Genomic DNA, 23,910 nt, shown 5'->3' on the forward strand with positions numbered 1-23,910 from the left:
ATGCGGTCGGTGCTAGCTGCGCATGCGTTCGATCACGCCTGCGATGAAGTCCGAAATGGTAGCCAGATCCTGCAGATATGACCAGTAGTCGGGATGGGTACCCGTCAGTGCGTTGCTCGCCCTGTCGATCCGGGCGAGCTGAGCATCCAGCACCGAGCCCCATTCGGCAACCAGACCGCGATTGATCGCGAGTTGTTGAGCGTCACGAAGTTTGAACCGGACCTTGTTCTCGGTCTCGCTCGGATCGGCTTTGACTGCGCGCAGCAGGCGAACACGATCGGTGACGGCATCGACCAGGTGCTCGGCATCGGTCAGGTGCGACCGGGCCTGGGCGACGAGATCCAAGGCCTGCTCGGGGTTGCCCGTGTCGAGCGCCGAACGGGCCGCTCGCAGATCCTCGTCGGCCTGCTCGATGTGGCGCACACTCGATCGTTCGTTGTGCGACAGATCTGCCGAACTCTTGGCATTGAATTCGCGAAGCAAACTCGAGAAGGCCGGCGCGATCCCCTCGGATCTCGTTCGTACGGCTTCGATTCGGGTCCGCACCGAGACCAGTGCGGTCCGGGCCTCCTGCTGGCGTCCGGGAGCCGAGCGAACCGCCTCGCGCAACGCAGTGGATCTGTCCCGGACGACGGTGGCCTGCTCTCGCGCACGCAGCGGATCCCGTCGAACATCGTTCAATTGTGTTGTGGCGGCATCCAGTTCGTTCCAGGCCTGCCGCAGTGATGGATAGGTGGCGTACTGCTCGTCGACGGTGGACCGCGCAGCGTCCGCCTCGGCCAGTGCGTCCTGCACCAGGCGCGGGGTGGCCGCGAACTGTGCCGAGGCGTGCTCGAGAGTGCTGCGATGAGCCTCGTAGAAACGATCGACGGCGACACTGGCGTCGTGGAGCAGTCGCGTCGCGTTGTCGAATGCCGACCTCGCGGCGGCAGTGGTGATTCCGTCGAACTGTTCGACGGCAGCGAGATACGCCGCTCCCGCGTCGAAACACAGCTTCTCGGTATCGAACCATCGGCGGGCGAGTCCGTCCTCCGGACGCAGCGCGGTGGATGCCTCGACGCCGGCGGATGCGATGGACTGTCGCTTGTCCATGTCGAGAAAGGCGGCGACAGCGGCGTCCTGGGAACGACGCGCGGCGGCGTCCGATTCGGAACCTCGGCGAAACACCCCAGGCCAGCGACTTGTCACCTGTTCGATACTACCGACGGGAACCTCCGCATCACCGCGCTCGTTAGTCGAGTACGTCCAGAAACCGGACATTCCCACTACGGTTGTACCCGTAACGGGAAACCAATTGCGAAAGGACCTCTCAATGGGCGTCAGCCTCAGCAAGGGTGGCAATGTCTCGCTCACCAAGGCAGCACCGAACCTGACCGCGGTCGTGGTCGGCCTCGGTTGGGACATCCGCACGACGACGGGCACCGACTTCGACCTCGATGCCAGCGCCATCGCATTGAACTCGACGAAGAAGGCCCTGAGCGACGGGCACTTCGTGTTCTTCAACAACTTGAAGTCTCCCGACGGCTCCATCGAGCACACCGGGGACAACACGACCGGTGAAGGCGACGGAGACGACGAGCAGATCAAGGTCGATCTCGCCGCTGTGCCGCCGGAGATCGAGACCATCACGTTCCCCGTGTCGATCTACGATGCGGACGCTCGCTCGCAGTCGTTCGGTCAGGTGCGCAACGCGTTCATTCGCGTCATCAACCAGGCCGACAACTCCGAGCTCGCTCGCTACGACCTCAGCGAGGATGCCTCGACCGAGACCGCGATGGTCTTCGGCGAGCTGTACCGCAACGGCGCGGAGTGGAAGTTCCGCGCAGTCGGCCAGGGCTACGCGTCCGGACTCGCAGGCATCGCCCGGGACTTCGGAGTAAACGTCTAGTAAAGGCACTCCCAAGATTGGGGATACCCCCGCCTCGTCATTCATGATGGGCGGGGGTTTTTCCGTTTCGTCCCCCAACTTGGTCGCGCCTGCGGGCTCTGCTCCTAGCCAGAAAGGCCACTGACGTGGTTATGAGAATCTTCGGCTGGTCGATTGCGGTCACCATCGTGTCCGTCATCGTGGCCTTCTTGTACGGCGGACTCGAGGCGATGATTCTCGTCCTCATCCTCGGCGTGCTCGAAGTGTCCCTGTCCTTCGACAACGCCGTCATCAACGCCACCGTGTTGCGACGGATGAGTGAGTTCTGGCAGAAGATCTTCCTCACCATCGGCATCGTCATCGCCGTGTTCGGCATGCGGTTGCTGTTCCCGCTGGTCATCGTCTGGGCCGCGTCGGGCCTCGGTCCGGTCGCCGCCATCGACCTGGCACTCAACCCGCCCGCCGACGGTGCCGCGACCTTCCCGGACGGTTCGCCCAGTTACGAAACGCTCCTCACCGACGCACATCCACAGATCGCAGCCTTCGGCGGCATGTTCCTGCTGATGCTCTTCCTCGGCTTCATCTTCGAGGATCGCGAGATCACGTGGCTGAGCTGGCTGGAGAAGCCTCTCGCCCGGATCGGTCGCCTCGATCAGCTGTCCGTTGTCGTCGCGGGCCTGCTGCTCGTGCTCAGCGCCGAATTCCTCGCCGACGACGACAAGATTTCCACCGTCATGGTCTCGGGCGTGCTCGGCATGATCACGTACATTGCCGTCAACGGTCTCGGCGAACTGTTCCACATCGAGGAAGAGGGCGAAGAGTCCTCCGGCGGCCCGAGCGAACTGGCGAAGGCGACCGGCAAGGCCGGTTTCTTCCTGTTCCTCTACCTCGAGGTCCTCGACGCGTCGTTCTCGTTCGACGGTGTCATCGGAGCCTTCGCCATCACCGCGGACCCGATCATCATCGCGCTCGGCCTCGGCTTCATCGGTGCCATGTTCGTTCGCTCGATCACGGTGTTCCTCGTTCGCAAGGGAACGTTGTCGGACTACGTGTACCTCGAGCACGGCGCGCACTGGGCAATCGGTGCCTTGGCCCTCATCCTGCTCGTGTCGATCGGCGTTCACATCAACGAACTGATCACCGGCTTCGTCGGAATCCTCTTCATCGGTGCGGCACTGATCAGCAGCATCCGACGCAACAAGCGTCTCGAGAGCGAAGGCGTGGACACCGAAGTCCACGTCTGACCTTCGCTTCGAACCACAACAGCTCGAAGACTTACAGCTCCGAGATGTCGACGAGTCCGTCCTGCAGGGCCCGGGCCACCAGGGCGGCCTTGGTCGGGGCGGACCGTCCGACAGAGGTGTATTTCGCGCGGATGCGCGTCAAGTGGGTGTTGACGGTTCCCAGCGACAGGAACAGCGCCTTGGCGACCTCGGTCTTGGAGTCGAGGCGAATCCAGCAGAGCAGTACCTCGATCTCACGGTCGGTCAGGCCGGGCCGAGTGGGAAACTTGTCGCTCTGCTCAGCGGGCGGCACCAGGCTGATCAGTCCGCGAGCGAGCGGTGCGGCAGAGATGGAGTCGCTGTGTTCCGAGGGCATGGGATCGAGCAGTGCGGACATCAGTTCTCCCGAGGGCCGAGGCAGGTTGAGACGGTCTAAACCTGAGTCAACTCATTCTCACAGGTCGATCACAGACTCGCTGCCCTGATTTCTATGGGCATTTGAACCGTCAACTCCGAGGATGCGTCATGAATCGCGTTCCAACCGGTCATCAGTCCTGCGAGGGGAGCTCGGGCATCGGGAGCCAGCCGTCTTCGACCGCGCGTTTGTACAGATCGGTTTTGGTCGGTGCCGGACGCCCCGCCTCGGCGTATTTGTTGCGGATGCGCACGAGGTAGTCGTTCACGGTCTGTTCCGACAGTCCGGCCAGGCGGGCGACGCGTCCTGCCTTCTCGCCCGACGCGTAGAGGGCGAGCACCTCGCGTTGACGTGGGCTCAGACCGACGTCGGGCAGTTGTGGATCGCCGTCGATCGCCGCGGCCCAGTCCGTGGTGACCACCTGCCCGCCGCTCGCGGCTCGCCGGATCGCGGACACGATGGCCGATGCGGGCGCGGACTTGCGCACCACGCCGAGCACTCCCGCGCGTGCCGCGGACCGAACCAGGAATGCGTTCTCGGCACCGGTGTACACCAGCACTCGTGATCCTGCGGCGTGCAACTGTTCCACGTTCGAGCGCGGAGACGATCCGTCGCCGAGGCGCAGATCGAGTACCACCAGGTCGAGCTGCTCTCGGTGGGCGAGCAATTCGTCCACGGTGGAGGCCATGATCACGAGATCGAGATCGGGTTCGTCCGCCAGCATGGCCTTGAGGCCGAGCGCAACGGATTCGTGGTCCTCGATCAAACCGATCCGACGTACCGCGGCAGTGCCGTCCTCGGTACTTCCCTGAGATTGCGACACCTGTGCCATGTCCCCGCCCCGCTCTGCGCGCTATTTCCCCAGCGCCCTGTTTCCCGAAGCTCTAGTGCCTCGGTGATGCCGTCACAGATGTCGTCGACGAACGAGGCGACGTTACCGACTCCGAGTCGGTTTCGCCCGGCTGGGCAAACCGCAGGCGAGCGCGGGCGAACATCACGAACAGCACCACCAGCAGCAGCGCTCGCCCCCAGACTCCGACGAGGACGAAGAATTCTTCGTCGTTGGCGTCGACGCCGGAGGCCAGCGCAGCGAAGTACTTGAACACGCCGATCCCCATCGACAGATCGACCATCAAGTACGCGGCGACGATCCCCCAGGGGATCCGAAGCAACACGAGGAAGGGAAGCAGCCACAGCGTGTACTGGGGTGAGTGCACCTTGTGCAGCAGCATGAAGCCGCACAGCATCGACCCGCTCACGGCGACCCACGGATAGGTGCCGATCACGTTCGCGCGCCGGAAGCCGAGCCACAGCGCGAGCGCGAACGCGACGAACACCAGGAGCGGCGAGGCCACGTCGACGACTTTCTGGAACGACGCTTCGGCGTCGTTGTACGCGTCGGGCGTCATGCGGTCGTTGACGTAGAGGTGGCGCAGCCCCCAGTACCAGATGGAGTTGGTCGTCAGGTCCGCCTGGCGCAGCGACTGGAAGGTGAAGGACGCGCGCCAGCCCTCGTAACCGATGACGGCGAACGGCAGGTTGACTGCGACGACGGTGGCGATCGCGGCTCCCGCGACCTGCAGGCCGCCGCGTATGTCGTAGCGGCCACGGACGGTCTCCGGTTTTTCTCGACCGTTCGTTCCGCCGGTGACGACATAGGCAATGAGCGGGAGCACGAACGCGCCCGGATAGATCTTGAGGCAGAATCCGATCGCCAGTAGTACCGAAGCCACAATTGCCTTGCGCCGCAATGCAATCGGCAATGTCATGACGAAGATCGCACCTACCGCAGAGGCGACGACCGGTAGCTCCCAGTTGTGGAAGGCGTACATCACCAGGGGTGGGGAGATGGACCACAGCAGCGCCGGCCAGCCGGCCATCCGCCCGAGCATCCAGGCGGTGAGAAGCCCGAACGGCGCAAGGATCAGTGCCGAGGTCAACAGGAACTGCGCGTCGGTGTGGGCCGGGATCGCGCCGAGCCACATCAGCAGACCGCTCAGAACCGGATACTCCACCGTCCCTCCGGTAAGGATTCCGTCGCTCGTGATGGCCCCGTGGATGTAGGGAAATATGTGATTGTCGATATCGCGACCGAGCCACAGGAACTGGATGTCGGAGTAGCAGACGGACGAGTCCTTGATGACGTCGAACACCGTGCTGCGTCCGGACTCGTCGAACGGTGCGACGGCGCAGCGGGCCTTGTTCAGATATCCCAGAATCAACCCGATTGCTGCCATCGCGACGACCACGACAACCGTCGTCGGACTGGCGCGGACCCCGGATCGCATGGTGCAAGAGTATGACGAGCGAATGCCCGACTGTGCGCCCAGAGGGAATTAGCAGGTCAGGGCCCTGTCGTGTATCTTCGAGGGGTTGCTGACGCAACGACCCTCCTGCCACGGATAGTCCGTGGCCGTTTTCACTAGTCCACAGGAGGTGATGAGGTCTTATGCGTCATTACGAATTGATGGTCATTCTCGACCCCAATCTGGACGAGCGCACTGTCGCTCCGTCGCTCGATACGTTCCTCAACGTCGTTCGCAAGGATGGCGGCACCGTCGACAAGGTCGATGTATGGGGCAAGCGTCGTCTGGCTTACGAGATCCTCAAGCATGCCGAGGGCATCTACGCCGTTGTGAACCTCAACGCCGAGCCTGCCACCGTCAGCGAGCTGGATCGTCAGCTCGGACTCAACGAGTCCGTGTTGCGTACGAAGGTCCTGCGACAGGGCAAGTAATTGTCGGTGTCCGGCCCTAGGCTGGCACTCACAACGCTTACTACTGAAAGAGGAACCATGGCAGGCGAGACCGTCATCACCGTCATCGGAAACTTGACGGCTGATCCAGAACTTCGATTCACCCCCGCCGGTGCGGCAGTTGCCAACTTCACGGTTGCATCCACCCCGCGCACATTCGATCGTCAGACGAACGAATGGAAAGACGGCGACGCGCTCTTCATGCGCTGCAACATCTGGCGCGAGGCAGCGGAGAACGTTGCCGAGAGTCTGACCCGAGGCTCACGAGTGATCGTGAGCGGACGGCTGCGGCAGCGTTCGTACGAGACGCGCGAGGGTGAGAAGCGGACAGTCGTCGAGCTCGAAGTCGACGAGATCGGACCTTCACTTCGCTACGCCACCGCAAAGGTCAACAAGGCCAATCGCGGTGGAGGTGGCGGCGGAGGCGGCTTCAACTCCGGCTCGGGTTCCTCCGGCGGATCGGGCGGCGGCCGCTCGAACTCCTCGTCCAACTCCGGTTCCGGTGGAGACGATCCCTGGGGCAGTGCCCCGGCGGCGTCGGGCTCCTTCGGCGGACGTGGCGGAGACGAAGAGCCACCGTTCTAGATCCTTCGATCGAGAACAACCAGATGTAACGGAGAAAGACCCATGCCCAAACCGCCATTGCGCGACAAGGTGCTCAAGAAGAAGGCGTGTTCCTTCTGCAAGGAAAAGAACACGGCGATCGATTACAAGGACACGACGTTGCTGCGTAAGTACGTCAGCGATCGCGGAAAGATCCGTGCTCGCCGTGTCACCGGCAACTGCGTCCAGCATCAGCGTGACGTGGCCGTTGCCGTGAAGAACTCGCGTGAGGTAGCACTGCTGCCTTACGCCGCGACGGCTCGATAGAAAGGGGCGATTGGTATGAAACTGATCCTCACCGCTGATGTGGACAACCTCGGTGCGCCTGGCGACACCGTAGAGGTCAAGGACGGCTACGGCCGTAACTTCCTGCTGCCCCGCGGATTGGCCATCCAGGCCACCCGTGGAGCTCAGAAGCAGGTCGACGGCATTCGCCGCGCTCAGGAAGCTCGGGCCGTTCGCGGCCTCGAGCACGCCAACGAGCTGAAGCAGGCCATCGAGGGCCTCGAGTCCGTCACGCTGTCTGTCAAGACTGCCGGCGACTCGGGCAAGCTGTTCGGCTCGGTCACCGCGTCGGACGTCGCTTCTGCACTCAAGGCTGCCGGTGGACCGGTCGTCGACAAGCGCAGCATCGATCTGCCGAAGGCTCACGTCAAGAGCACGGGCAAGCACGACATCGTCGTGAACCTGCATCCCGACGTGACCGCCAAGTTCAAGCTGGAGGTCGTCGGAAGCTGATTTTCAGCTTTCGGCCCGAAACGGCTGCAAGAAACCCCACGAACTTCGGTTCGTGGGGTTTTTTCGTGCCATCTCACAAAATTCAACTGTCACAACGGTTTCCAAATTGTGAAGGATCTCTCTCGGTGCCACCTTCGGCCGAGGTTTGCGTACCCTTTACTTGGGGGCGACATTCCAAGCCGGAACACGATCGACCGACCTGACGCCTAGACGCCCGGAGGAACTGCCGTGACAACGACAGCAGAGCACGATTCAGAACCCAGTCCGAAGACCCGATCCGAGCCGCCGTCTCGGGTCGGGTCGATAATCAAGTACGACCTACCGGCCTCGCTGGTCGTTTTCCTTGTGGCAGTGCCACTTTCGATCGGTATCGCTGTCGCCTCCGGCGCTCCCATCATGGCCGGCCTCATCGCCGCTGTGGTCGGCGGCATTCTCGCCGGTATTCTCGGCGGATCGCCGTTGCAGGTCAGTGGTCCGGCTGCGGGTCTGACTGTGGTGGTCGCCGAGTTGGTCAATCAATTCGGTTGGGCCACAACATGTGCCATCACGGTGTTGGCCGGCCTCGTCCAGGTTCTTCTGGGCATGAGCCGCATTGCTCGTAGTGCACTTGCCATTTCGCCGGTGGTCGTTCACGCGATGCTCGCCGGCATCGGTATAACCATTGCGCTGCAACAGATTCACGTGCTGCTCGGTGGAGAATCCGAAAGCTCCGCGGTGCAGAACCTCCTCGCCATTCCGCGTTCCGTGGCCGACGGCCAATGGCCGTCCATCGTCGTCGGCGGCATCGTCGTCGTGCTGATGTTCTCGTGGCCGCGACTGGCCGGCGTGTCCAGTGTGATGGCCAAGGTTTCCAAAGTGCCTGCGGCACTGGTTGCAGTGGTCACTGCAACCGCGGTCTCGATCTTCTTCTCGCTCGACGTCGAGCGAATCGAGTTGCCGGGCAACCTCATCGAGTCTCTGAGCTTCCCGATCATGCCCGACGGTCAGTGGGGTGCATTCGCCACCGGTGTCATCACCATCGCGCTGATCGCCAGCGTCGAGAGCCTGCTGTCCGCTGTGGCCGTCGACAAGATGCACAGCGGTGAGCGCACCAACTTCGACCGCGAATTGATGGCTCAGGGTGCGGGCAACATGGCCTCCGGTGCCATCGGTGGCCTGCCGATCACCGGCGTCATCGTGCGTAGCGCGACAAATGTCAAGGTCGGTGCCAAGTCTCGTGCGTCGGCGATTCTGCACGGCGTGTGGATCCTGATCTTCTCGGTGCTGTTCATTTCGATCGTCGAGCTCGTACCCTTCGCGGCGCTCGCCGGGTTGCTCGTGATGATCGGTGTGCAGCTCATCAAACTGGCCGACATCAAGATCGCCAACAAGACCGGTGATATCGCTGTCTACGCAGTCACGGTGCTGGGTGTCGTGGCGCTCAACCTGCTCGAGGGAGTGCTGATCGGCCTGGCGCTCTCGATCATCCTGGTTCTGCGACGCGTGGTGCTGGCGAAGATTCGGGCCGAGGAAACGGTCGACGGAACCTGGCGGGTGACGATGGAGGGCTCGCTGAGCTTCCTCGCGCTGCCGCGACTGACTCGTGTGTTGGCCACGGTGCCCGCAGGCACGTCTGTCACCGTCCATCTCGGAGTCGACTTCCTCGACCATGCTGTGCACGACGCGTTGAACGAGTGGGTCCGCCAACACGAAGCGACCGGTGGTTCCGTGCGCGTCGAGGAGGTGGGCACGGCGTCGATGGCTGCGGCCACCGAAGGACCACCGCGGCGCGGATCTGCCACGGTGCGCAGCTCGTTGGCACCGTGGCGGGCATGGCAGCTCAAGAGCGACGACACGCAGGAAGATTCGCCTGCCGCTCTGCGTCCGGTGTTGAGCGGAGTGGCCGAGTACCACCGCACTCATGCCCCCAACATTCGTCCGCACCTGGAAGGTCTGACCGAGTCCCAGGACCCGGACACGCTGTTCCTCTGCTGCGTCGACTCACGCGTCATGCCGAACACGATCACCAGCAGCGGCCCCGGTGATCTGTTCACCGTGCGCAACGTCGGCAACATGATCCCCACTCAAGGTCAGGATTGCTCGGTGGAGGCAGCCCTTGCCTTCGGCGTCGACGAAGTGGGTACGTCGTCGGTCGTCGTGTGTGGCATTCCGGTTGCGGTGCCATGAAGGCGATTCTCGGCGGGGCGGAGAACGCCGCCGACCCGTCGGTGGCCGAGTGGCTCGGGCACGGGAGAGCCAGCCTGGACGCGTTCCGCAGTGGGCACGCGGTGGGCCGTCAAGCGGCGGAGTTGGGCTTCGGCGAGGCCGACCAGCTCGCGATGGTCAATGTGGCGGTGCAGCTGCAGACGTTGACCCGCCACCGGGTGGTGGGACGCGCGAACGCGGAGGGTCGTCTGCGGATCACCGGTCTCTTCTTCGACATCCCGTCGGCCCGGGTGCTGCAGATCGGTACGAAGGAGATCACTGTTCTCGACCCGGCGCTGTGCCCGCAGAAGGCCGATCTCTGACGGCCTGTTCGAGCGAAGTACGAGGGCCCGATTCCCGACGGGGGTCGGGCCCTTCGGCTCGAAAACCAGCTTTAAGACTTTTTCGGTGCCAATTTCGAGCCGGTGTGACGTACTTCACCACGGAGTTCACTTGGCATTTACTCAACACGCCCGAGTTGTCAATTCGGCCGACACGCCGCCCCCAGAACGATGCACAGGCAAAAAACTTTATGTACACGCCTTGACGTGCGGAAATGGTTCAAAGTCCAAAAGTTATACCCAGGTTATCCCCAGACGGTCAACACCGTTGTTCAACCTCGTCCACATTTCATCCACAGATCCATCCACAGCCTGTGTTGTGACTCCTGGCGATACCGCTTAACGTCCCTCCAGCGTCTCTCTCGATGCCGTCGAACGGTGCCGGGGCAGCGCGGATCCGGTACCGAACAGGACCTGTCGGTGCCCGGGGGTAGAACTTGCTTGACCGCACGTCCGGGTGTTATCCGGCCGTGCTCGGACTATGGGGAGAGGACGGCCGGTTCGCGTGGCAGTTGTGGACGATCGAGGACAGTCCGACTACTCCGGCTCCTCCTCCAGCGAAGGTCCGGGCGAAGACTTCGGGCGACAGCCGCCACAGGACATGGCCGCCGAACAGTCCGTGTTGGGCGGCATGCTGCTGAGCAAGGATGCCATCGCCGACGTGCTCGAGGTGCTCCGTCCGGGCGACTTCTACCGGCCGGCACACCAGAACGTCTACGACGCCATTCTCGACCTCTACAGCCGCGGTGAGCCTGCCGACCCGGTGACCGTCTCGGCCGAGCTGGATCGCCGCGGAGAGCTCAAGCGCATCGGCGGCCCGCCGTACCTGATCACGCTGACTCAGACGACGCCCACCGCCGCCAACGCCGGGTACTACGCCGAGATCGTGGCGGAGAAGTCCATTCTCCGGCGGCTCGTGCAAGCCGGTACCCGCATCGTGCAGTTCGGTTACGCCGGAGCCGACGGTCAGGACGTCGCCGAGGTCGTCGACCGCGCACAGGCAGAGGTGTACGAGGTCACCGAGCGACGCACCTCCGAGGACTTCCTCCCCCTCGAAGAGCTGCTGCAGCCCACGATGGACGAAATCGACTCCATCGCCAGCCGCGGCGGCATCTCCCTCGGCGTGCCGACGGGATTCGCCGAACTCGACGAGATCACGAACGGTCTTCACCCTGGTCAGATGATTATCGTCGCGGCGAGGCCCGGCGTTGGTAAGTCTACCCTAAGTATGGATTTCATGCGTTCGTGCTCCATCAAGCACGGCATGCCCAGTGTCATCTTCTCTCTGGAGATGAGTCGCACAGAGATCGTCATGCGTCTGCTGTCCGCGGAAGCGAAGATCAAGCTCGGCGACATGCGTTCCGGAAAGATGACCGACGACGACTGGACCAAGCTGGCCCGTCGCATGAGCGAGATCAGCGAAGCACCGCTTTTCGTCGACGATTCGCCCAACCTGACGATGATGGAGATTCGAGCCAAGGCGCGACGCCTCAAGCAGCGCAACGGCCTGAAACTCATTGTGGTGGACTACCTTCAGCTGATGTCGTCCGGCAAGAAGGTCGAGTCGCGTCAGCAAGAGGTCTCGGACTTCTCCCGTCAGCTCAAGCTGTTGGCCAAGGAACTCGAATGCCCGGTGGTCGCGGTCTGCCAGCTCAACCGTGGTCCTGAGCAGCGAACCGACAAGAAGCCGATGGTCTCGGACCTCCGTGAGTCCGGCTCACTGGAGCAGGACGCCGACATGGTGATTCTGTTGCACCGCCCCGACGCCATCGAGCGAGACGATCCCCGCGGCGGCGAGGCCGACCTGATCCTCGGCAAGCACCGTAACGGTCCAACGGCGACAATTACTGTCGCGCACCAGCTGCACCTGTCCCGATTCGTGGACATGGCACGGGGCTAGGGCGATGTTCTTTTGGGCTGAGCGCGTTCGTACGTGCATTCAGGTCGTTGCTGTTCGTCCGACTGCCATTTGACTGCCTTGATGCAACTTTCGGATCAGTTTGTCGGACCACGCTTGGAGTTCGCATACATCGACGAGTCCGGTGACACCGGCATGGGTACTGGCGGTTCAACGACGTTCACGCTCGGATGTGTCTTAGTTCCAGCCGACGATTGGACGACAAGGCTAGATCGTGTGATCGAAATGCGACGGGCCGTGCGCGATTTGTACCAGATTCCGATGAGGCAGGAAGCGAAGGCGAACCATATTGTCGGGGTGAAAAAGGTCTACCGCGATCTCGGTCTAGGAGATGGGCAAATGCGCGACATGTACCAGCGGCATTTTAGAACTCTGGTCGCCGTGTCGTCCGGAGTTTTCGCAATCTCGATTCGCAAGGACCTCGTGCAGAAGCGTGACCTCGACGTATTCGATAGATCTTGGACGTATCTATTGGAACGATTGCGTAAGCGTAGTGATTCGAGCGGCGTTCCGATCGTGATCGTCCACGACATCGGTCAGAACGACGAGGTGCGAAAGTTGGTTCGCCGGTTTCGGCGCATTACATGGTCCGCAGTAGGCGACCGAGTCAATGCGCGTCACATCATCGAGGATTCTGTGCCTAGGGATTCGCAGCAGTCCTATTTCATACAGCTCGCGGACCTGGTTGCCTACGCTGCTTCCGTAAAAGTGCTTCCCCGCAACGGACGAACGGCGAAGATCTGCAACGACGAGATGTGGGACCTGCTTGCGCCGATTCATGTCAACAAAGTCTCGCAGCGAGGCGACGGAATTTACTTGTTTCCGCCGAAATGAAGAGGGGCCTCCTCTCGGAGGCCCCTTGACGGCTAACCTACCTCGGCCATGCGGCCGGCTCAGCTAGCAACTTCAGGACACCATGCTGGAGCCAAAATAGTCAAGCGGTGGCGTCACGGAAGTTCCGGAACGAGGGGTGCAGCTCAACCTGCTACGTCAGCGACGTGCAAGGCTTACGGACCGACTTTCTCCCGTCAGCTCAAGCTGTTGGCCAAGGAACTCGAATGCCCGGTGGTCGCGGTCTGCCAGCTCAACCGTGGTCCCGAGCAGCGAACCGACAAAAAGCCGATGGTCTCGGACCTCCGTGAGTCCGGCTCACTCGAGCAGGACGCCGACATGGTGATTCTGTTGCACCGACCCGACGCCATCGAGCGCGACGATCCCCGCGGCGGCGAGGCCGACTTGATCCTCGGCAAGCACCGTAACGGTCCGACGGCGACAATCACTGTGGCGCACCAGCTGCACCTGTCCAGATTCGTGGACATGGCGCGGGGCTAGGGACAGCGGCGCTGGTCCAACGTTAGGTCGCGTATTCTTCATGGGGTTCAGACCCCAGCACCCAACGCAGCACATCGACGAAAGTAATCATGCCCGAGGACCAGAACACAGACGTTCCACCGAACCATCTCTCGATCGATCCGAGCAGCCGCTTCTACAACGAAGAGGTTCTTCGCCGCGACGTGGGCATTCGCTTCAACGGCGTCGAGAAGACGAGCATTCGCGAATACAACGTGTCCGAGGGTTGGGTGCGTGTCGAGGTCCCGACCGCGAAGGATCGCTACGGAAACCCCATGCTCGTCAAGCTCAAGGGCACGGTCGAACCGTACTTCCGCGACGCAAAATAGCGAAGTAGGTACCGGACACCTCGCCCTGGCGTTCGGTACCTACTGATCAGAGTCGGTATCGGATCAATCGCGAACTGTTGCCGACCACCGCGACCGACGAGGCGTTGTGCAAGATTGCCGCCAGCACTGGGGACAGCGCACCACCGGCGCTGACCGCCAAGCCGAGAGCGTTGACGGCGATGGACATTCCGTAGTTCTGACGGATGACCGACACCGAGTGCCGGCCGAGGTCACGTACGTCGAGCAGACGCGACAAGTCGTCGCTTGCCAGTGCCACGTCCGCGGTCTCGACGGCAACGTCGGTGCCCGCCAATCCCATTGCGATTCCGATATCGGCGACGGCCAAAGCAGGGGCATCGTTGGTGCCGTCACCGACCATCGCCACGACGTAGCCTGCGTCCTGCAGTTCTCGGACGGCTTCGAGCTTTTCGTCGGGCATCACTTCGGCACGCCACTCGGTGATGCCGAGTTCCGCGGCGACCGCCGCCGCTGTCTTCGGGTGGTCGCCGGTGAGCATGATGATGCGTTCGACACCGTCGGCTCGAAGCGCGTTCAGAACGGCGGATGCGTTGGTACGGACTTCGTCGCGGAGACTGATCAAGCCGACGAGTACGCCGTCGACGGCGAGCAGCAGCGGAGTCTCGGCCTCGTCCTGCAGCCGCGAAACCCATTGCTGCGCATCCTCGGACACCGCGACGTTCTCGCTGCGCAGGAGGGATGGACTGCCCAGGAGCAGCGTCCGTCCGTCTGCGACCGTCCGCATGCCGAGTCCGACGATCACCTCGCATTCCTCGTGCGGCGGGATGACGATGTGCCGTTCCTCGGTACTCCGAATGACAGCCTCTGCCAGAGGATGTCGCGAGTGGATCTCGGAGCTCGCCGCGTAGGCCAGCACCTGCTCCGGTTCCCAATCGTCCTGGAACGAGACGACATTGGTCACTACGGGGCGTCCCACCGTGAGGGTTCCGGTCTTGTCGAACACGAAGGCGTCGACCCTGCCGGCCTGTTCGAGGTGCGATCCTCCCTTGATGAGAATGCCTCTGCGAGCACCGTTTCCGATGGCTGCGCTGATGGCGGTCGGCGTGGACAACCCCACCGCGCACGGGCACGCCACGAGCAGCATCGTCATGGCACGTCGAACATCCCGGGTGACGACGAGAGTCAGCGCCGACAGGATGAAGGACGCAGGGACGAAGCGTCGTGAAAAGTTCTCTCCCACAGTCTGAATCGGTGCACGATCTTCCTGCGCCTCCTCGACGCGAGAGATGATGCGGCCGATCGTGGTGTCGCGGCCGACGGCGGAGGCACGCACGACGAGGCGGCCACGGACGACGACGGATCCCGCATGAATACGGTCTCCGGCGACGATCGATACCGGCAAGGTCTCGCCGGTGATCGCGGACTGATCCACCACTGCGTCACCGTCGACCACGGTGCCGTCGACGGGAACGCCCACGTGGTCGTGGACGACGACCTCGTCGCCGATCTCGAGTCGATCGACGTCGACGGAGATCTCGGAGCCGTTGGGCAGCCTGATCCAGGCGGTGTCCTGTGTGCCGGTCAACAGATCGGAGATCGCGCGTCGAGTTCGCTTCAGGGTCAACTCCTGCAGGTACTCGCCGATGTTCAGGAGCCACAGCACGGTGAGGGCGACGACGTTCTCGCGAAGCACGAGGCTGGCCACGGTTGCGGCGCTGACGAGTGCGTCGGTTCCTGCCGTCCTGTTGCCGGCCAGCGAGCGCACGGCTCCCTTGAGGAACGGGTAGCCGGTGAAGATCGTTGCGCCGGTGGCAACGAGACGGCTGGTGGGGCCGAGGATGGGCGGCCGACGGAACGCGTAGCGGCGAAGACCGAGAAGGACCAGTGCCGCGCCGCCGATGGTCATCCGCAGCACGTCGCCGCTGGTGACGTCAGCTGAGCGCGGACTACGGACCGGTACCAGGGCCCAATTCGTCGAGCGCCCGGCATTCACCGCGTCGAAGAGTTCGGCCCTGTCGATTCGTGTGCGGGAGTACCAGATGACGACCGACGCCGTCCGCGGGTACGCATGAACGGCGCGCACTCCGCGGATCTTGTCCACATGGTCCTCGACCGCAACTGCACGGCCCGGGCTTGAGCGGAGCCAGTCGACGCGCAGTCGCATACGTCCGGCAGCGTCGGAGAGGATCTCGATGCCGTCTGCCTGCGTCGCGTCGATGTCGAGGGGGCGTTGGGCGAGGGTCGTCATAATCGGAAGCAGTCCCGGTCAGTGCGCGTGGCCGTGGCCTGCATCGGAGGCCGTGGGCGGCTGAACCTCTTCACCGATCCGGTCCCGGGCCTCGGCGACGACGTCGGACACGGCCAGTCGGGCCGATTCCGCGTGAACCTCGGCCTTGCGCGCTGCGCGCAGACCGAGTTCGGTGGCCGATACCGCAGCCTTGCGGACGGGGGCCTTCTCGTACAGCTTCTTGGCACCGTTGTATGCGGCGACGCCGACTGCACCCGTCACGACCGTCGATACTGCCTTCGCGACGATGATCGGAAACGCCATGATTGAACTCCTCGGGATCGATCCGGACCGCTGTTATTGGCAATCGTATTCGTTTTCTCGGGCTGTGGCGATTCCTGGACGTTTCGGACTTCTTCTACGACAACCGATCATTCGAGTTCGAGTTCGTAGTACAGGGCCTTGGGGCCGCTTCCGCGTCCCTCGTGGCAGTCGAATCCGCGTTTCTCGTACACGTGTCGAGCTGCCTCGTCGTCCTCCGAGGTGTTCAGATCGAGGTAGGTCGCGCCACGGCTGCGGACGTGCTCGATGACGTCGTCGAGAAACGTCGTGCCGTAGCCCTTTCCGCGCTGGCTGGGCTGAACGTAGAACTCGGCCAGGTAAGCCTCGATGTTCGAGCTCCACGTTCCGATGCGAAATCGAAGGACCGCCACCCCGATCGCGGGAGACCCGAACGTCAGCACGCTGGTATCACCGGACTGCACCAGTCGATCGAGATGCATTGCAAGCCAATTCGGTTCGGGTGCAGGGTCGTCGTATTCGCGATTGAAGTCGACCAGCAGTGTTGCGGCCTCGTCGAAGCCGTCCCGGTCACGAACTACGTGTGTACCGTCCATGTCCATCATCGCCCGTTCCTTCGTCAGAGTTCAGGTCGAACCAGGTTCTTCGCGTCACCCAAGCCGAGGCCGGGATGTAGTTCACGCAGCGAGCGAATGGCCTTGACGGTGCGCCCGTGTTCGTCGACAACGGCGTCGACGTCCTCGGCGGGTACGGACTCGGGGCCGATCTTTTGTACGGTGCAGACAGGCGCGGGACGCCAATACCGGTACAGGAACCAGGGCACGGCCATGGCCAGTAGAGCCAACTTGATCCAGGTCCAGATGGACGGCTCGGTCAACACGTCGGAAATGACCAGGAAGGAGATGCACGTCAGCCAGATGACCAACAGATATCGAGTCCACGGTCGCTGACGGGCGTTCATCGGTCCATCGTGTCATCGCAGCCCTGTTCGGACAATGCGTCAGCGTCTCCGTCGTCCCAGACCTCCGTGGTGATGCAGAAGGGATGACCGGCCGGGTCCAGCAGCACCCTCCATCGGAGATCGGGCTGGTCGAGCGCTTCCGTCGCGCCGCAGTCCAGTGCGTATGCGACGGCTTCGGAGAGACGTCCGCCGGCGTCCAAGTCGAGGTGCACGATCGCCGCCGAGGGCCAGACGGGTGGTCGATAATTCTCGACTTTCTGCGCGACGATGCGAACACCGGACATCGTTTGTACTGCGGCACTGTCGTCGTTGTCCCACAGCACCTCGCCTCCAAGGAGCGCCAGGTAGAACTGTGCGAGTTCTCTTGGGTCTGCGCAGTCGACGGATGTCCCTGCGACAGCGAGATGTGAAATCGGCATGTCAGGAGAATACGGACGTGCTGGAATCCTCACCTGTACAGCTCGTAGGTCTCGAATGCCCGAGCAGCTAGTTCCTCCCGGATTGCTGTGGGCTGCAGAACTTCTACGCCGGGTCCGCAGTTCCACAGTGCACCGAGGGCGTGATTGTGTCCGGAGAACACGATCACTACCAGTCGCTTTCCGTCGTGATGGATCCTCTCGTCAATGACTCGTACTACGTTCTTGGACAACGAAAGCCACGCTGATTCCTCGACTGTGCAGGTGATTTCGGTCTCGACCAAACTCGCACGGAACGACTTCCAGTGTGCGGTGAAGGCGGCCTCCAGGTCCACGGTGGAAGCGCGGTGAGCCTGCTCGTCGAGCACGGTCAGTTCGTCGATCCGCGATACCCGGTAGACACGTTCGGTGCCGTCACGCCCGGCGAGTAGGTACCAGTGATCGCCGGCGTAGACGAGCCCGATGGGGTCCAGGATTCGATCGTTCACCGAGCCGCTGCGATCGCGATACGTGATTCTTATCCGCACACCGTCTATGACGACCCGTTGGAGTTCCACCAGATGTTCTTCCGGTTCGTGGGGATACGCGAAACCGTCGGGCCGGACCAGGATTCGTTGTGAGGCAGTGCTTGCCGCTGCTCGGTGAGCGTCGGGTATCGCGGCGATCACCTTGCGCATGGCGCTTGCGAACGCCGGGGTGGCGACGCGTCCCGCGCCGGAAGTGAGCAATGCCGTCGCCTCGGCGGCCGTCAGACCGGTCAGCTCGGTGCGATAGCCCTGCAGCAGACTGATGCCACCACCGCGACCGCGATCGGTGTAGACCGGAATGCCCGCCGAAGACAACGCTTCGATGTCACGCAACACGGTGCGCGTGGATACTTCGAGCTGGGCGGCAATGTCGGCAGCGTTCAGTCTGCCCCGATGTTGGAGCAGCATGACGATGGACAACAACCGGTCTGCGCGCACCCGAAAAGTCTCTCACCAATACATGACAGAAGATGTCATGTTCACCCGATCTACTTCTACCCAGCAGGCCACACCCGGTGGCCGCGAAACGGAAGGATCGACAATGAACACCATCGAGACCACGCAGCAGACGGATCCGCGCGAGGTGTACTTCACGTCCGCCGCATGGGTGAGCGGTCTGCTCACCGGCGTGCGCGCAGACCAACTGGACCTTCCCACTCCGTGCGACGAGTTCGATGTCCGGACGCTCGCAGGGCATCTCGTTGCCACGGTCCGAAGGCTGATTGCGATCGCCGAACTCGGGAGTCCGGACTCTGTGTCGCCCTTGTGCTCCGATCATGACGCCGCATCCTTCGACACGTCGGTGACGCAAGCCCGTGCCGCGTGGGCCGACGATGAATTGCTCGATGCCCCGGTCGCGGTCCCGTGGGGTGAAGTACCGGGGCGATCGGCTGTGTGGGGATACACGCGCGAGCTACTACTGCACGGCTGGGACCTCGCGGTGGCGACTGGCCAGCCCGCAGAAGTGGACGACACTCTCGTCGAGCCGGTAGCAGTGGAATTCCATGCAATGCTTCCCGCGGATGCGCGGGTTCCGGGAGTGCCGTTCGGCCCCGTTGTGGAACCGAGGGCGGGAGCGGGTTCACTCGAACGCCTGGCGAATTTCTCCGGTCGGTCGTCGGACGGCTGGGTGTAGTACGTCGCTCTTGACCTCGAGTGCACTCGAGGTTGCAGGGTGGTCCCATGCAGATGACTTTCGAAGAGTTGCCTCAACTCATGACGCTGATGACCGGCGACGAAAAGCACGGTGCCAGCGCCACATCCACGCTCGACGTGCTGTGGGTGCTGTACTCCGACATTCTTCGTCTCGACGCGGCGCAGCCCGACGATCCCGATCGCGACAGGTTCTACCTCTCCAAGGGGCACGGCCCGATGGCGTACTACGCAGTGCTCGCTGCACGGGGCTTTCTGACGCCGAACGAGCTTGCTTCGTTCGGCAGCTACCACTCACCGCTGGGCAATCATCCGGACCGCACGCTGATTCCCGGGGTCGACATCGGTTCGGGATCACTCGGCCATGGTGTGGCGTTGGCGGCCGGAACTGCTGTGGCGCTTCAGATTCAGCGAAGCCCGGCTCAGGTGTTCGTACTGATCGGTGACGCCGAGCTCGACGAGGGCAGCAACATGGAAGCCATCCAATTCGCCGGCCGATCGCAGCTGGGCAACTTGACCACCGTGGTGATCGACAACGATTCGGCTGGTCTGGGTTGGCCCGGCGGCATCGCGTCGCGCTTCGCCGTCGAGGGGTGGTCGACCTCCGACGTCGACGGGAGGGACCACAGTGCGCTCCGGCAGGCGTTTCGCATCGATCGCGGCGACCGGCCGCATGTGGTGGTCGCCCACGTGGAGAAGAAGGAGAACTGAGTGACGTCGACGATGAACAGGACTGCGGATCAACGCGAATTCTTTTACCGGCTGGTGCCGGAGCTGTTGGCGCAGGACCAGCGAATTGTGCTGGTATTGGCCGAGATCGGCGCTGCCTATCTCGAACCGAACCTCACTCCTGACATCCGATCGCGTGTGGTCAACGTGGGTATTCGAGAGCAGGCGATGATCGGTGTCGCAGGCGGTATGTCGCTCGCCGGAATGCGTCCGATCGTGCACACCTTTCCACCGTTTCTGATCGAGCGACCCTTCGAGCAGGTGAAACTCGATCTGGGACATCAGGATGTCGGCGCGATCCTGGTCAGCTCGGGCGGCTCCTACGGGTGGCCGCAAGGCGGTGAGACGCACTTCGGCCAACGCGATGTCGCACTGCTGGACACCCTGGACGGGTGGACGGTGCACGTGCCCGGGCACGTCGACGAGGTCGAATGGATGCTGCGCGGTGCCGCTGCATCCGACGACCGCGTTTACATCAGGTTTGACGGCGTCTCGAACGATCACTCGTACGGTCGACCCGGAGGTTCGATGACCGTTCTGCAACAGGGTAATTCGGGCACTGTGATCTCGGTCGGTCCGATGACGGACCGGGTCCTGGCCGCGGCCAGTGGACGTGACGTCACCGTGATGCACGCGTCGACGATCAGGCCCTTCGACGGTACGACTCTTCGAGAAACGCTGACTGCGCCGGACATCATGATCGTCGAGCCCTATCTCGCGGGAACCTCTGTGCCGCAGATCGATCGAGCGATGGCAGACATACGGCATCGCGTACTGGGGATCGGGGTGGAGCCTGGAGAGCGTAGGAAGTACGGAACGGTGGCCCAACACGACCGAGCCAACGGCCTCGACATCGAAGGACTATCCCGATCGATGGACGACTTCTTCGAGTGATCAGTGTCGGCGGCGCTCGTACCTGTCCTTGGTGACGCTGTACGCAGATTCGAGGAGTTCCCCGATCTGCGATTCGGTCTGCGAAGACGGGTTGACCACCGACAACCAGCCCGCAGTGCCGTACTGAGGGTGGGCGGCAAGGGTGTCGTCGGTATCGGCCTGGGGTGCGTGGGCTGCTTCGCGTGGGGGCACTCCCAATAGCCGCTCGAACTCCTGCTTTCCTGCAATGACATTGACACGGAACGCGTCGGGCCGGTCCAGCCGGGACAACTCGTCTCCCGGATAGTTCTTCGTCACGATGGTCGCGAACGGCTGGGTGGACGACGGAACAGTTCCGTCCGGCGAGTAGTAGAAGAACACATCGCCCCATGCGAGTTCCGGAGTCCCATCACCCTCCCGAGGCCGCTGCGCCAACGTGCCGTCGAAGCTGCCGACCAGATTCACGATGTCATCGAGTGTCATTCATCGATCGTCACATGTCCTGCGGTCTCTGCCCAGAGTTCAGCCGACTTTGTAGGTTCCCGTGCCGGTTGCGACGAGGCGGCCGGATTCGGTCCCGACGATGTCGACTCGACACGTCTTCAGGCTCCGACCCGCGTGCATCCGAGTACCGACGATGTCGACACCCTCGGCATATACCGGTTCCATGAACTGCACAGACATGGAGACCGTGACGCCCCGAAGCTTCTCGGGCACTTCGGATCCGGCCCATGCTGCGGTCATGATCCCGATATCGATACAGCCGGCGATCACGCCGCCGTGCAGCATCCGGCCGACGGTGGACAGCTCGTCGCGGTACGGCAGCCGCAGTCGAGCTGTGCCCTCGTCGATGTCGACCAGCTCGATGCCCAGTTGCTGCACGAACGGTGATTGCGGGAGAACATGGTCATCGCCGCGCTGCCGCTGTCCGGTGCCAGTACTTCGTTGGCTGTCATCGCTACCCCTCTATCGTAATTGGCTTCCGATATCGGAATCAGAGTACGATAAAGTTATGGTCTTGGATACCCCCACCGACAAGCGGAAGCGTCGAACACACACTGCGGTGCTCGACGGCGCTCGTTCGCTCTTCCTACGCCACGGATATCGGGCAACGACGATCGAGATGCTGTCCACTGCAGCCGATGTGGCGGTGAGTTCGATCTACGCAAACTTCCCCGCCGGCAAGGTGGACATCTACGCCGCTCTCGCGTGGCGAACCGCCCAGAGCCACGCTGAGCAAATGACTGCCCCCACCGCTGCGGTCGAATCTGCGCACGTCGTTGCCGAGTTCCTCGATCGCTACATCGCGTTCCACCGCGACGATCCATTGGCGCTGCGACTGCTGGCGCTGACGGATGTGGACAAGTCCGAGTCCGCATCGGTCGGCGAGGCGAAGAACAGGATCGACACAGCACTCGGAGAACTCATCGATTCGGTGACGCGAGCGGTGGAGGACGCCGGTACCGACGTCGTCCCCCGTGCATTGGTTCTGAATGCCTGGGCGGCGATGAACGGTGCTGTGTCACTGCATCAACGACGCATCGTCGATCGATCCATGCTCGACGCCATGCTCGCGATCACGCGGGCGGATATGCTCCGCCACCTGAAGGGAACACCCGATGAAACCCGGTGAGCTGAGCGCAGGTCATCGTGCGCGAATAGTGGCAGCTGCTGTGCGAGAACAACTCGCGATGTTGCCCGCTACTGTGCTCGGTCCCCGGCGACGTTCGGCGGGTTCCGCATGGCACACAGTCGATGCTCCGGATTCACGGTTGTGCCGGGAAGCACTGGAGGAGGCCAGAGGGTGCCTCAGCGAGCCTATGTTGATGCACAGCGTGCGGTGCTGGCAGTACGCCTCGGCGTTTGCGGTCATCGACGGTCTACGGCCGGATCGGGAGGCGCTGTACGTCGCGTGCCTGTTGCACGACATAGCTCTCGGCGCAGAACAGAACCCGGTGGCTGGATGTTTTGCGGTGATCGGAGCCGGGAGAGCCGAAGAGTTCGTCCGCCGACACGAAGGCGACGACCGAACGGCGCAGATCGTCCACGAGACTATAGCCAGGCACATGGACGTCAGTGGCCGTCGGATTCGAGACCTCGATCCGCACTGCGTGGATGTCATCGAATCCAGCTATACGCGAGAAGGTTTCGCCGCAGACTTCGCATCCAGGATGAAGATCGAATCGAGAAGGAGACCGCAGTCGACGGCTGCGACCTTGTGGCGCTCAGGAATGTACCCGGCGATGAAGGCGAACCCCCTGGAGCGCAGGGTCATATCGTCGAAGTAGCTGTTGCGCGATGGATGATCTGTTCGATTCGATCCGCGTCGTCGGAATCTCTCGGTGCGTAGAGGAAGACGTAGGTTTCGGGAAGTCCGAGGCCAGGGCGTCCGGCGAGGGGGTGTAGCTCACCCCAGCCCGCGGAGATGACGGTCTGAGCATCGTCGGGCTGCATGACGACGTGCATCGATCCTTCGGTCTCGTGGACGTGGAGTATCTCGCCGTTGGTTCGCGAAATCCACGGTGCAGCAGCGGTAACATCCGTCAGATACAGCGCGTCCCCTCGCCTCTCGAAGTGGCTGCGCGCCAGGTGGTATCGATTGTTCGTGCGCGCTTCGGTAGTAACTGCGCCGGTGATCCTGTCTGTCAGTACGGGCGTAGCACGGTCGGTGAGCTGGCGATGTGGAATCGGGTACGGGGCGATCGTCGGCCGTGGTCCTCGGCGCGGTTCGAGGTGCCAGTGCCGGCCTGCGGGCGACGCGCCGGCGACGGTCATAAGGTCACGTCTGGACAACGGTCGTAGCGCGGTGGCGATCAACCACCCACCGACGTTGGCCGGTAAGCCGCCCGGCCCCAGGGCCCTCCACGTCGTGTAGTCGTTCTTGACGGTCTGCACAAGTCCCCCCCAGGTCGTATACGTCCGCACCACGGTAACTGCGCGAAGACTCCGGCGGTAGGCCTACATCGTCCGATGTACGACGAGATACACGTGCAGACCGATGTGCAGGAACGTTCGGGTCCATA

27 protein-coding genes and 2 pseudogenes are annotated in these 23,910 nt (G+C 62.7%); 16 read left to right on the forward strand and 13 right to left on the reverse strand.

Translation table 11 applies throughout. The features are described from left to right. Window positions 1-12: 12 nt before the first annotated feature. Window positions 13-1,092, reverse strand: coding sequence for a hypothetical protein (locus AB0O58_RS04735; protein WP_032382655.1), 1,080 nt, complete (start codon window positions 1,090-1,092; stop codon window positions 13-15). A gap of 220 nt (window positions 1,093-1,312) precedes the next feature. Here AB0O58_RS04735 and AB0O58_RS04740 point away from each other — a divergent pair, with 220 nt between their 5' ends. Both AB0O58_RS04740 and AB0O58_RS04745 read left to right on the forward strand, forming a co-directional pair. Next, on the forward strand, window positions 1,313-1,888 hold the full coding sequence (locus tag AB0O58_RS04740) for a TerD family protein (protein ID WP_027495074.1): 576 nt from the start codon (window positions 1,313-1,315) through the stop codon (window positions 1,886-1,888). A gap of 125 nt (window positions 1,889-2,013) precedes the next feature. Beyond that, the gene (locus AB0O58_RS04745) at window positions 2,014-3,111 is read left to right on the forward strand and encodes a DUF475 domain-containing protein (RefSeq protein ID WP_032373439.1); all 1,098 of its coding nucleotides are present in this window, start codon (window positions 2,014-2,016) and stop codon (window positions 3,109-3,111) included. 31 nt (window positions 3,112-3,142) lie between these two features. Here AB0O58_RS04745 and AB0O58_RS04750 read toward each other — a convergent pair whose 3' ends face one another. The 3 genes from AB0O58_RS04750 to AB0O58_RS04760 all read right to left on the reverse strand — a co-directional run bounded on the left by AB0O58_RS04750 (window position 3,143) and on the right by AB0O58_RS04760 (window position 5,793). Beyond that, the gene (locus AB0O58_RS04750; protein WP_032389419.1) at window positions 3,143-3,487 is read right to left on the reverse strand and encodes a LuxR C-terminal-related transcriptional regulator; all 345 of its coding nucleotides are present in this window, start codon (window positions 3,485-3,487) and stop codon (window positions 3,143-3,145) included. Window positions 3,488-3,638: 151 nt separating this feature from the next. Further along, window positions 3,639-4,337, reverse strand: a complete 699-nt coding sequence (locus AB0O58_RS04755; RefSeq protein WP_048318943.1) for a response regulator transcription factor — start codon at window positions 4,335-4,337, stop codon at window positions 3,639-3,641. A gap of 52 nt (window positions 4,338-4,389) precedes the next feature. Continuing rightward, a complete protein-coding gene (locus tag AB0O58_RS04760; protein ID WP_027495078.1) occupies window positions 4,390-5,793 on the reverse strand; it encodes a glycosyltransferase family 87 protein in 1,404 nt (467 codons plus the stop codon). Window positions 5,794-5,954: 161 nt separating this feature from the next. Between AB0O58_RS04760 and rpsF the strand changes: the two genes are divergently transcribed. The 9 genes and pseudogenes from rpsF to AB0O58_RS04805 all read left to right on the forward strand — a co-directional run bounded on the left by rpsF (window position 5,955) and on the right by AB0O58_RS04805 (window position 13,723). Further along, window positions 5,955-6,242, forward strand: coding sequence for a 30S ribosomal protein S6 (gene rpsF / locus AB0O58_RS04765; RefSeq protein ID WP_008711385.1), 288 nt, complete (start codon window positions 5,955-5,957; stop codon window positions 6,240-6,242). Window positions 6,243-6,299: 57 nt separating this feature from the next. Further along, a complete protein-coding gene (locus AB0O58_RS04770) occupies window positions 6,300-6,845 on the forward strand; it encodes a single-stranded DNA-binding protein (RefSeq protein ID WP_027495079.1) in 546 nt (181 codons plus the stop codon). Between the two features lie 42 nt (window positions 6,846-6,887). Further along, complete coding sequence (rpsR, locus tag AB0O58_RS04775; RefSeq protein ID WP_027495080.1) at window positions 6,888-7,130, forward strand: 30S ribosomal protein S18; 243 nt, start codon at window positions 6,888-6,890, stop codon at window positions 7,128-7,130. Window positions 7,131-7,145: 15 nt separating this feature from the next. Then, the gene (gene rplI, locus AB0O58_RS04780) at window positions 7,146-7,601 is read left to right on the forward strand and encodes a 50S ribosomal protein L9 (RefSeq protein ID WP_027495081.1); all 456 of its coding nucleotides are present in this window, start codon (window positions 7,146-7,148) and stop codon (window positions 7,599-7,601) included. A 303-nt stretch (window positions 7,602-7,904) separates the two neighbouring features. After that, window positions 7,905-10,108 (forward strand): annotated as a pseudogene (locus AB0O58_RS04785) (bifunctional SulP family inorganic anion transporter/carbonic anhydrase). Window positions 10,109-10,631: 523 nt separating this feature from the next. Continuing rightward, entirely contained in the window at window positions 10,632-12,026 is a 1,395-nt protein-coding gene (gene dnaB, locus AB0O58_RS04790) for a replicative DNA helicase (RefSeq protein ID WP_027495083.1), read from the forward strand. Between the two features lie 81 nt (window positions 12,027-12,107). Further along, complete coding sequence (locus tag AB0O58_RS04795) at window positions 12,108-12,878, forward strand: DUF3800 domain-containing protein (protein WP_052063074.1); 771 nt, start codon at window positions 12,108-12,110, stop codon at window positions 12,876-12,878. 186 nt (window positions 12,879-13,064) lie between these two features. Next, a pseudogene (locus tag AB0O58_RS04800) lies at window positions 13,065-13,376 on the forward strand (DnaB-like helicase C-terminal domain-containing protein); the annotation flags it as partial. An 89-nt stretch (window positions 13,377-13,465) separates the two neighbouring features. Continuing rightward, entirely contained in the window at window positions 13,466-13,723 is a 258-nt protein-coding gene (locus AB0O58_RS04805; RefSeq protein WP_032367678.1) for a DUF3297 family protein, read from the forward strand. A gap of 46 nt (window positions 13,724-13,769) precedes the next feature. On the opposite strand, the gene AB0O58_RS04810 is transcribed toward AB0O58_RS04805, so the two are convergent. The 6 genes from AB0O58_RS04810 to AB0O58_RS04835 all read right to left on the reverse strand — a co-directional run bounded on the left by AB0O58_RS04810 (window position 13,770) and on the right by AB0O58_RS04835 (window position 18,571). Further along, window positions 13,770-15,950, reverse strand: coding sequence for a cation-translocating P-type ATPase (locus AB0O58_RS04810; protein ID WP_366237958.1), 2,181 nt, complete (start codon window positions 15,948-15,950; stop codon window positions 13,770-13,772). Between the two features lie 18 nt (window positions 15,951-15,968). Further along, window positions 15,969-16,253: a DUF1490 family protein gene (locus AB0O58_RS04815; protein ID WP_027495086.1), complete on the reverse strand. Its 285-nt coding sequence runs from the start codon at window positions 16,251-16,253 to the stop codon at window positions 15,969-15,971. A 107-nt stretch (window positions 16,254-16,360) separates the two neighbouring features. Beyond that, complete coding sequence (locus AB0O58_RS04820; RefSeq protein WP_366237959.1) at window positions 16,361-16,834, reverse strand: GNAT family N-acetyltransferase; 474 nt, start codon at window positions 16,832-16,834, stop codon at window positions 16,361-16,363. Window positions 16,835-16,848: 14 nt separating this feature from the next. Then, complete coding sequence (locus AB0O58_RS04825; RefSeq protein WP_032407926.1) at window positions 16,849-17,190, reverse strand: hypothetical protein; 342 nt, start codon at window positions 17,188-17,190, stop codon at window positions 16,849-16,851. After that, on the reverse strand, window positions 17,187-17,609 hold the full coding sequence (locus tag AB0O58_RS04830; RefSeq protein ID WP_366237960.1) for a VOC family protein: 423 nt from the start codon (window positions 17,607-17,609) through the stop codon (window positions 17,187-17,189). Before AB0O58_RS04830 ends, AB0O58_RS04825 begins: the two co-directional genes overlap by 4 nt. A gap of 29 nt (window positions 17,610-17,638) precedes the next feature. Then, a complete protein-coding gene (locus AB0O58_RS04835) occupies window positions 17,639-18,571 on the reverse strand; it encodes a YafY family protein (protein ID WP_366237961.1) in 933 nt (310 codons plus the stop codon). A 103-nt stretch (window positions 18,572-18,674) separates the two neighbouring features. Here AB0O58_RS04835 and AB0O58_RS04840 point away from each other — a divergent pair, with 103 nt between their 5' ends. Genes AB0O58_RS04840 through AB0O58_RS04850 form a run of 3 tightly spaced genes read left to right on the forward strand, consistent with a single transcriptional unit; the run spans window position 18,675 to window position 20,908 of the window. After that, window positions 18,675-19,268 (forward strand): TIGR03086 family metal-binding protein, encoded by a 594-nt coding sequence (locus AB0O58_RS04840; protein ID WP_366237962.1) that lies wholly within the window; start codon window positions 18,675-18,677, stop codon window positions 19,266-19,268. Between the two features lie 47 nt (window positions 19,269-19,315). Then, window positions 19,316-19,996, forward strand: a complete 681-nt coding sequence (locus AB0O58_RS04845) for a thiamine pyrophosphate-dependent enzyme (protein WP_222097430.1) — start codon at window positions 19,316-19,318, stop codon at window positions 19,994-19,996. Further along, window positions 19,997-20,908 (forward strand): transketolase, encoded by a 912-nt coding sequence (locus tag AB0O58_RS04850; RefSeq protein WP_363796966.1) that lies wholly within the window; start codon window positions 19,997-19,999, stop codon window positions 20,906-20,908. Here the strand turns inward: AB0O58_RS04850 and AB0O58_RS04855 are convergent, their stop codons facing one another. Together AB0O58_RS04855 and AB0O58_RS04860 are read right to left on the reverse strand one after the other, a co-directional pair. Beyond that, window positions 20,909-21,370, reverse strand: coding sequence for a DUF6194 family protein (locus AB0O58_RS04855; RefSeq protein WP_222097429.1), 462 nt, complete (start codon window positions 21,368-21,370; stop codon window positions 20,909-20,911). Between the two features lie 39 nt (window positions 21,371-21,409). Continuing rightward, window positions 21,410-21,769: a PaaI family thioesterase gene (locus AB0O58_RS04860; RefSeq protein WP_363796968.1), complete on the reverse strand. Its 360-nt coding sequence runs from the start codon at window positions 21,767-21,769 to the stop codon at window positions 21,410-21,412. A 130-nt stretch (window positions 21,770-21,899) separates the two neighbouring features. Between AB0O58_RS04860 and AB0O58_RS04865 the strand changes: the two genes are divergently transcribed. Together AB0O58_RS04865 and AB0O58_RS04870 are read left to right on the forward strand one after the other, a co-directional pair. Continuing rightward, window positions 21,900-22,520 (forward strand): TetR/AcrR family transcriptional regulator, encoded by a 621-nt coding sequence (locus AB0O58_RS04865; RefSeq protein WP_363796970.1) that lies wholly within the window; start codon window positions 21,900-21,902, stop codon window positions 22,518-22,520. A gap of 139 nt (window positions 22,521-22,659) precedes the next feature. Beyond that, the gene (locus AB0O58_RS04870; protein ID WP_283541979.1) at window positions 22,660-23,175 is read left to right on the forward strand and encodes an HD domain-containing protein; all 516 of its coding nucleotides are present in this window, start codon (window positions 22,660-22,662) and stop codon (window positions 23,173-23,175) included. Here AB0O58_RS04870 and AB0O58_RS04875 read toward each other — a convergent pair. Then, window positions 23,159-23,782, reverse strand: a complete 624-nt coding sequence (locus AB0O58_RS04875; protein WP_363796972.1) for a hypothetical protein — start codon at window positions 23,780-23,782, stop codon at window positions 23,159-23,161. The two genes, AB0O58_RS04870 and AB0O58_RS04875, sit on opposite strands and share 17 nt — an antisense overlap. Window positions 23,783-23,910: the final 128 nt, after the last annotated feature.

Source organism: Rhodococcus sp. NPDC080181 (genome assembly GCF_040702225.1).
In the GTDB taxonomy this organism is placed as follows: domain Bacteria; phylum Actinomycetota; class Actinomycetes; order Mycobacteriales; family Mycobacteriaceae; genus Rhodococcoides; species Rhodococcoides fascians.

Coding starts and splice junctions, on each gene's coding strand:
- AB0O58_RS04735 (WP_032382655.1), bottom strand. CDS start 1,092: ATGGACAAGCGACAGTCCATCGCATCCGCCGGCGTCGAGGCATCCACC.
- AB0O58_RS04740 (WP_027495074.1), top strand. CDS start 1,313: ATGGGCGTCAGCCTCAGCAAGGGTGGCAATGTCTCGCTCACCAAGGCA.
- AB0O58_RS04750 (WP_032389419.1), bottom strand. CDS start 3,487: ATGTCCGCACTGCTCGATCCCATGCCCTCGGAACACAGCGACTCCATC.
- AB0O58_RS04755 (WP_048318943.1), bottom strand. CDS start 4,337: ATGGCACAGGTGTCGCAATCTCAGGGAAGTACCGAGGACGGCACTGCC.
- AB0O58_RS04760 (WP_027495078.1), bottom strand. CDS start 5,793: ATGCGATCCGGGGTCCGCGCCAGTCCGACGACGGTTGTCGTGGTCGTC.
- rpsF (WP_008711385.1), top strand. CDS start 5,955: ATGCGTCATTACGAATTGATGGTCATTCTCGACCCCAATCTGGACGAG.
- AB0O58_RS04770 (WP_027495079.1), top strand. CDS start 6,300: ATGGCAGGCGAGACCGTCATCACCGTCATCGGAAACTTGACGGCTGAT.
- rpsR (WP_027495080.1), top strand. CDS start 6,888: ATGCCCAAACCGCCATTGCGCGACAAGGTGCTCAAGAAGAAGGCGTGT.
- rplI (WP_027495081.1), top strand. CDS start 7,146: ATGAAACTGATCCTCACCGCTGATGTGGACAACCTCGGTGCGCCTGGC.
- AB0O58_RS04795 (WP_052063074.1), top strand. CDS start 12,108: ATGCAACTTTCGGATCAGTTTGTCGGACCACGCTTGGAGTTCGCATAC.
- AB0O58_RS04805 (WP_032367678.1), top strand. CDS start 13,466: ATGCCCGAGGACCAGAACACAGACGTTCCACCGAACCATCTCTCGATC.
- AB0O58_RS04810 (WP_366237958.1), bottom strand. CDS start 15,950: ATGACGACCCTCGCCCAACGCCCCCTCGACATCGACGCGACGCAGGCA.
- AB0O58_RS04815 (WP_027495086.1), bottom strand. CDS start 16,253: ATGGCGTTTCCGATCATCGTCGCGAAGGCAGTATCGACGGTCGTGACG.
- AB0O58_RS04820 (WP_366237959.1), bottom strand. CDS start 16,834: ATGATGGACATGGACGGTACACACGTAGTTCGTGACCGGGACGGCTTC.
- AB0O58_RS04825 (WP_032407926.1), bottom strand. CDS start 17,190: ATGAACGCCCGTCAGCGACCGTGGACTCGATATCTGTTGGTCATCTGG.
- AB0O58_RS04830 (WP_366237960.1), bottom strand. CDS start 17,609: ATGCCGATTTCACATCTCGCTGTCGCAGGGACATCCGTCGACTGCGCA.
- AB0O58_RS04840 (WP_366237962.1), top strand. CDS start 18,675: ATGAACACCATCGAGACCACGCAGCAGACGGATCCGCGCGAGGTGTAC.
- AB0O58_RS04845 (WP_222097430.1), top strand. CDS start 19,316: ATGCAGATGACTTTCGAAGAGTTGCCTCAACTCATGACGCTGATGACC.
- AB0O58_RS04855 (WP_222097429.1), bottom strand. CDS start 21,370: ATGACACTCGATGACATCGTGAATCTGGTCGGCAGCTTCGACGGCACG.
- AB0O58_RS04865 (WP_363796970.1), top strand. CDS start 21,900: ATGGTCTTGGATACCCCCACCGACAAGCGGAAGCGTCGAACACACACT.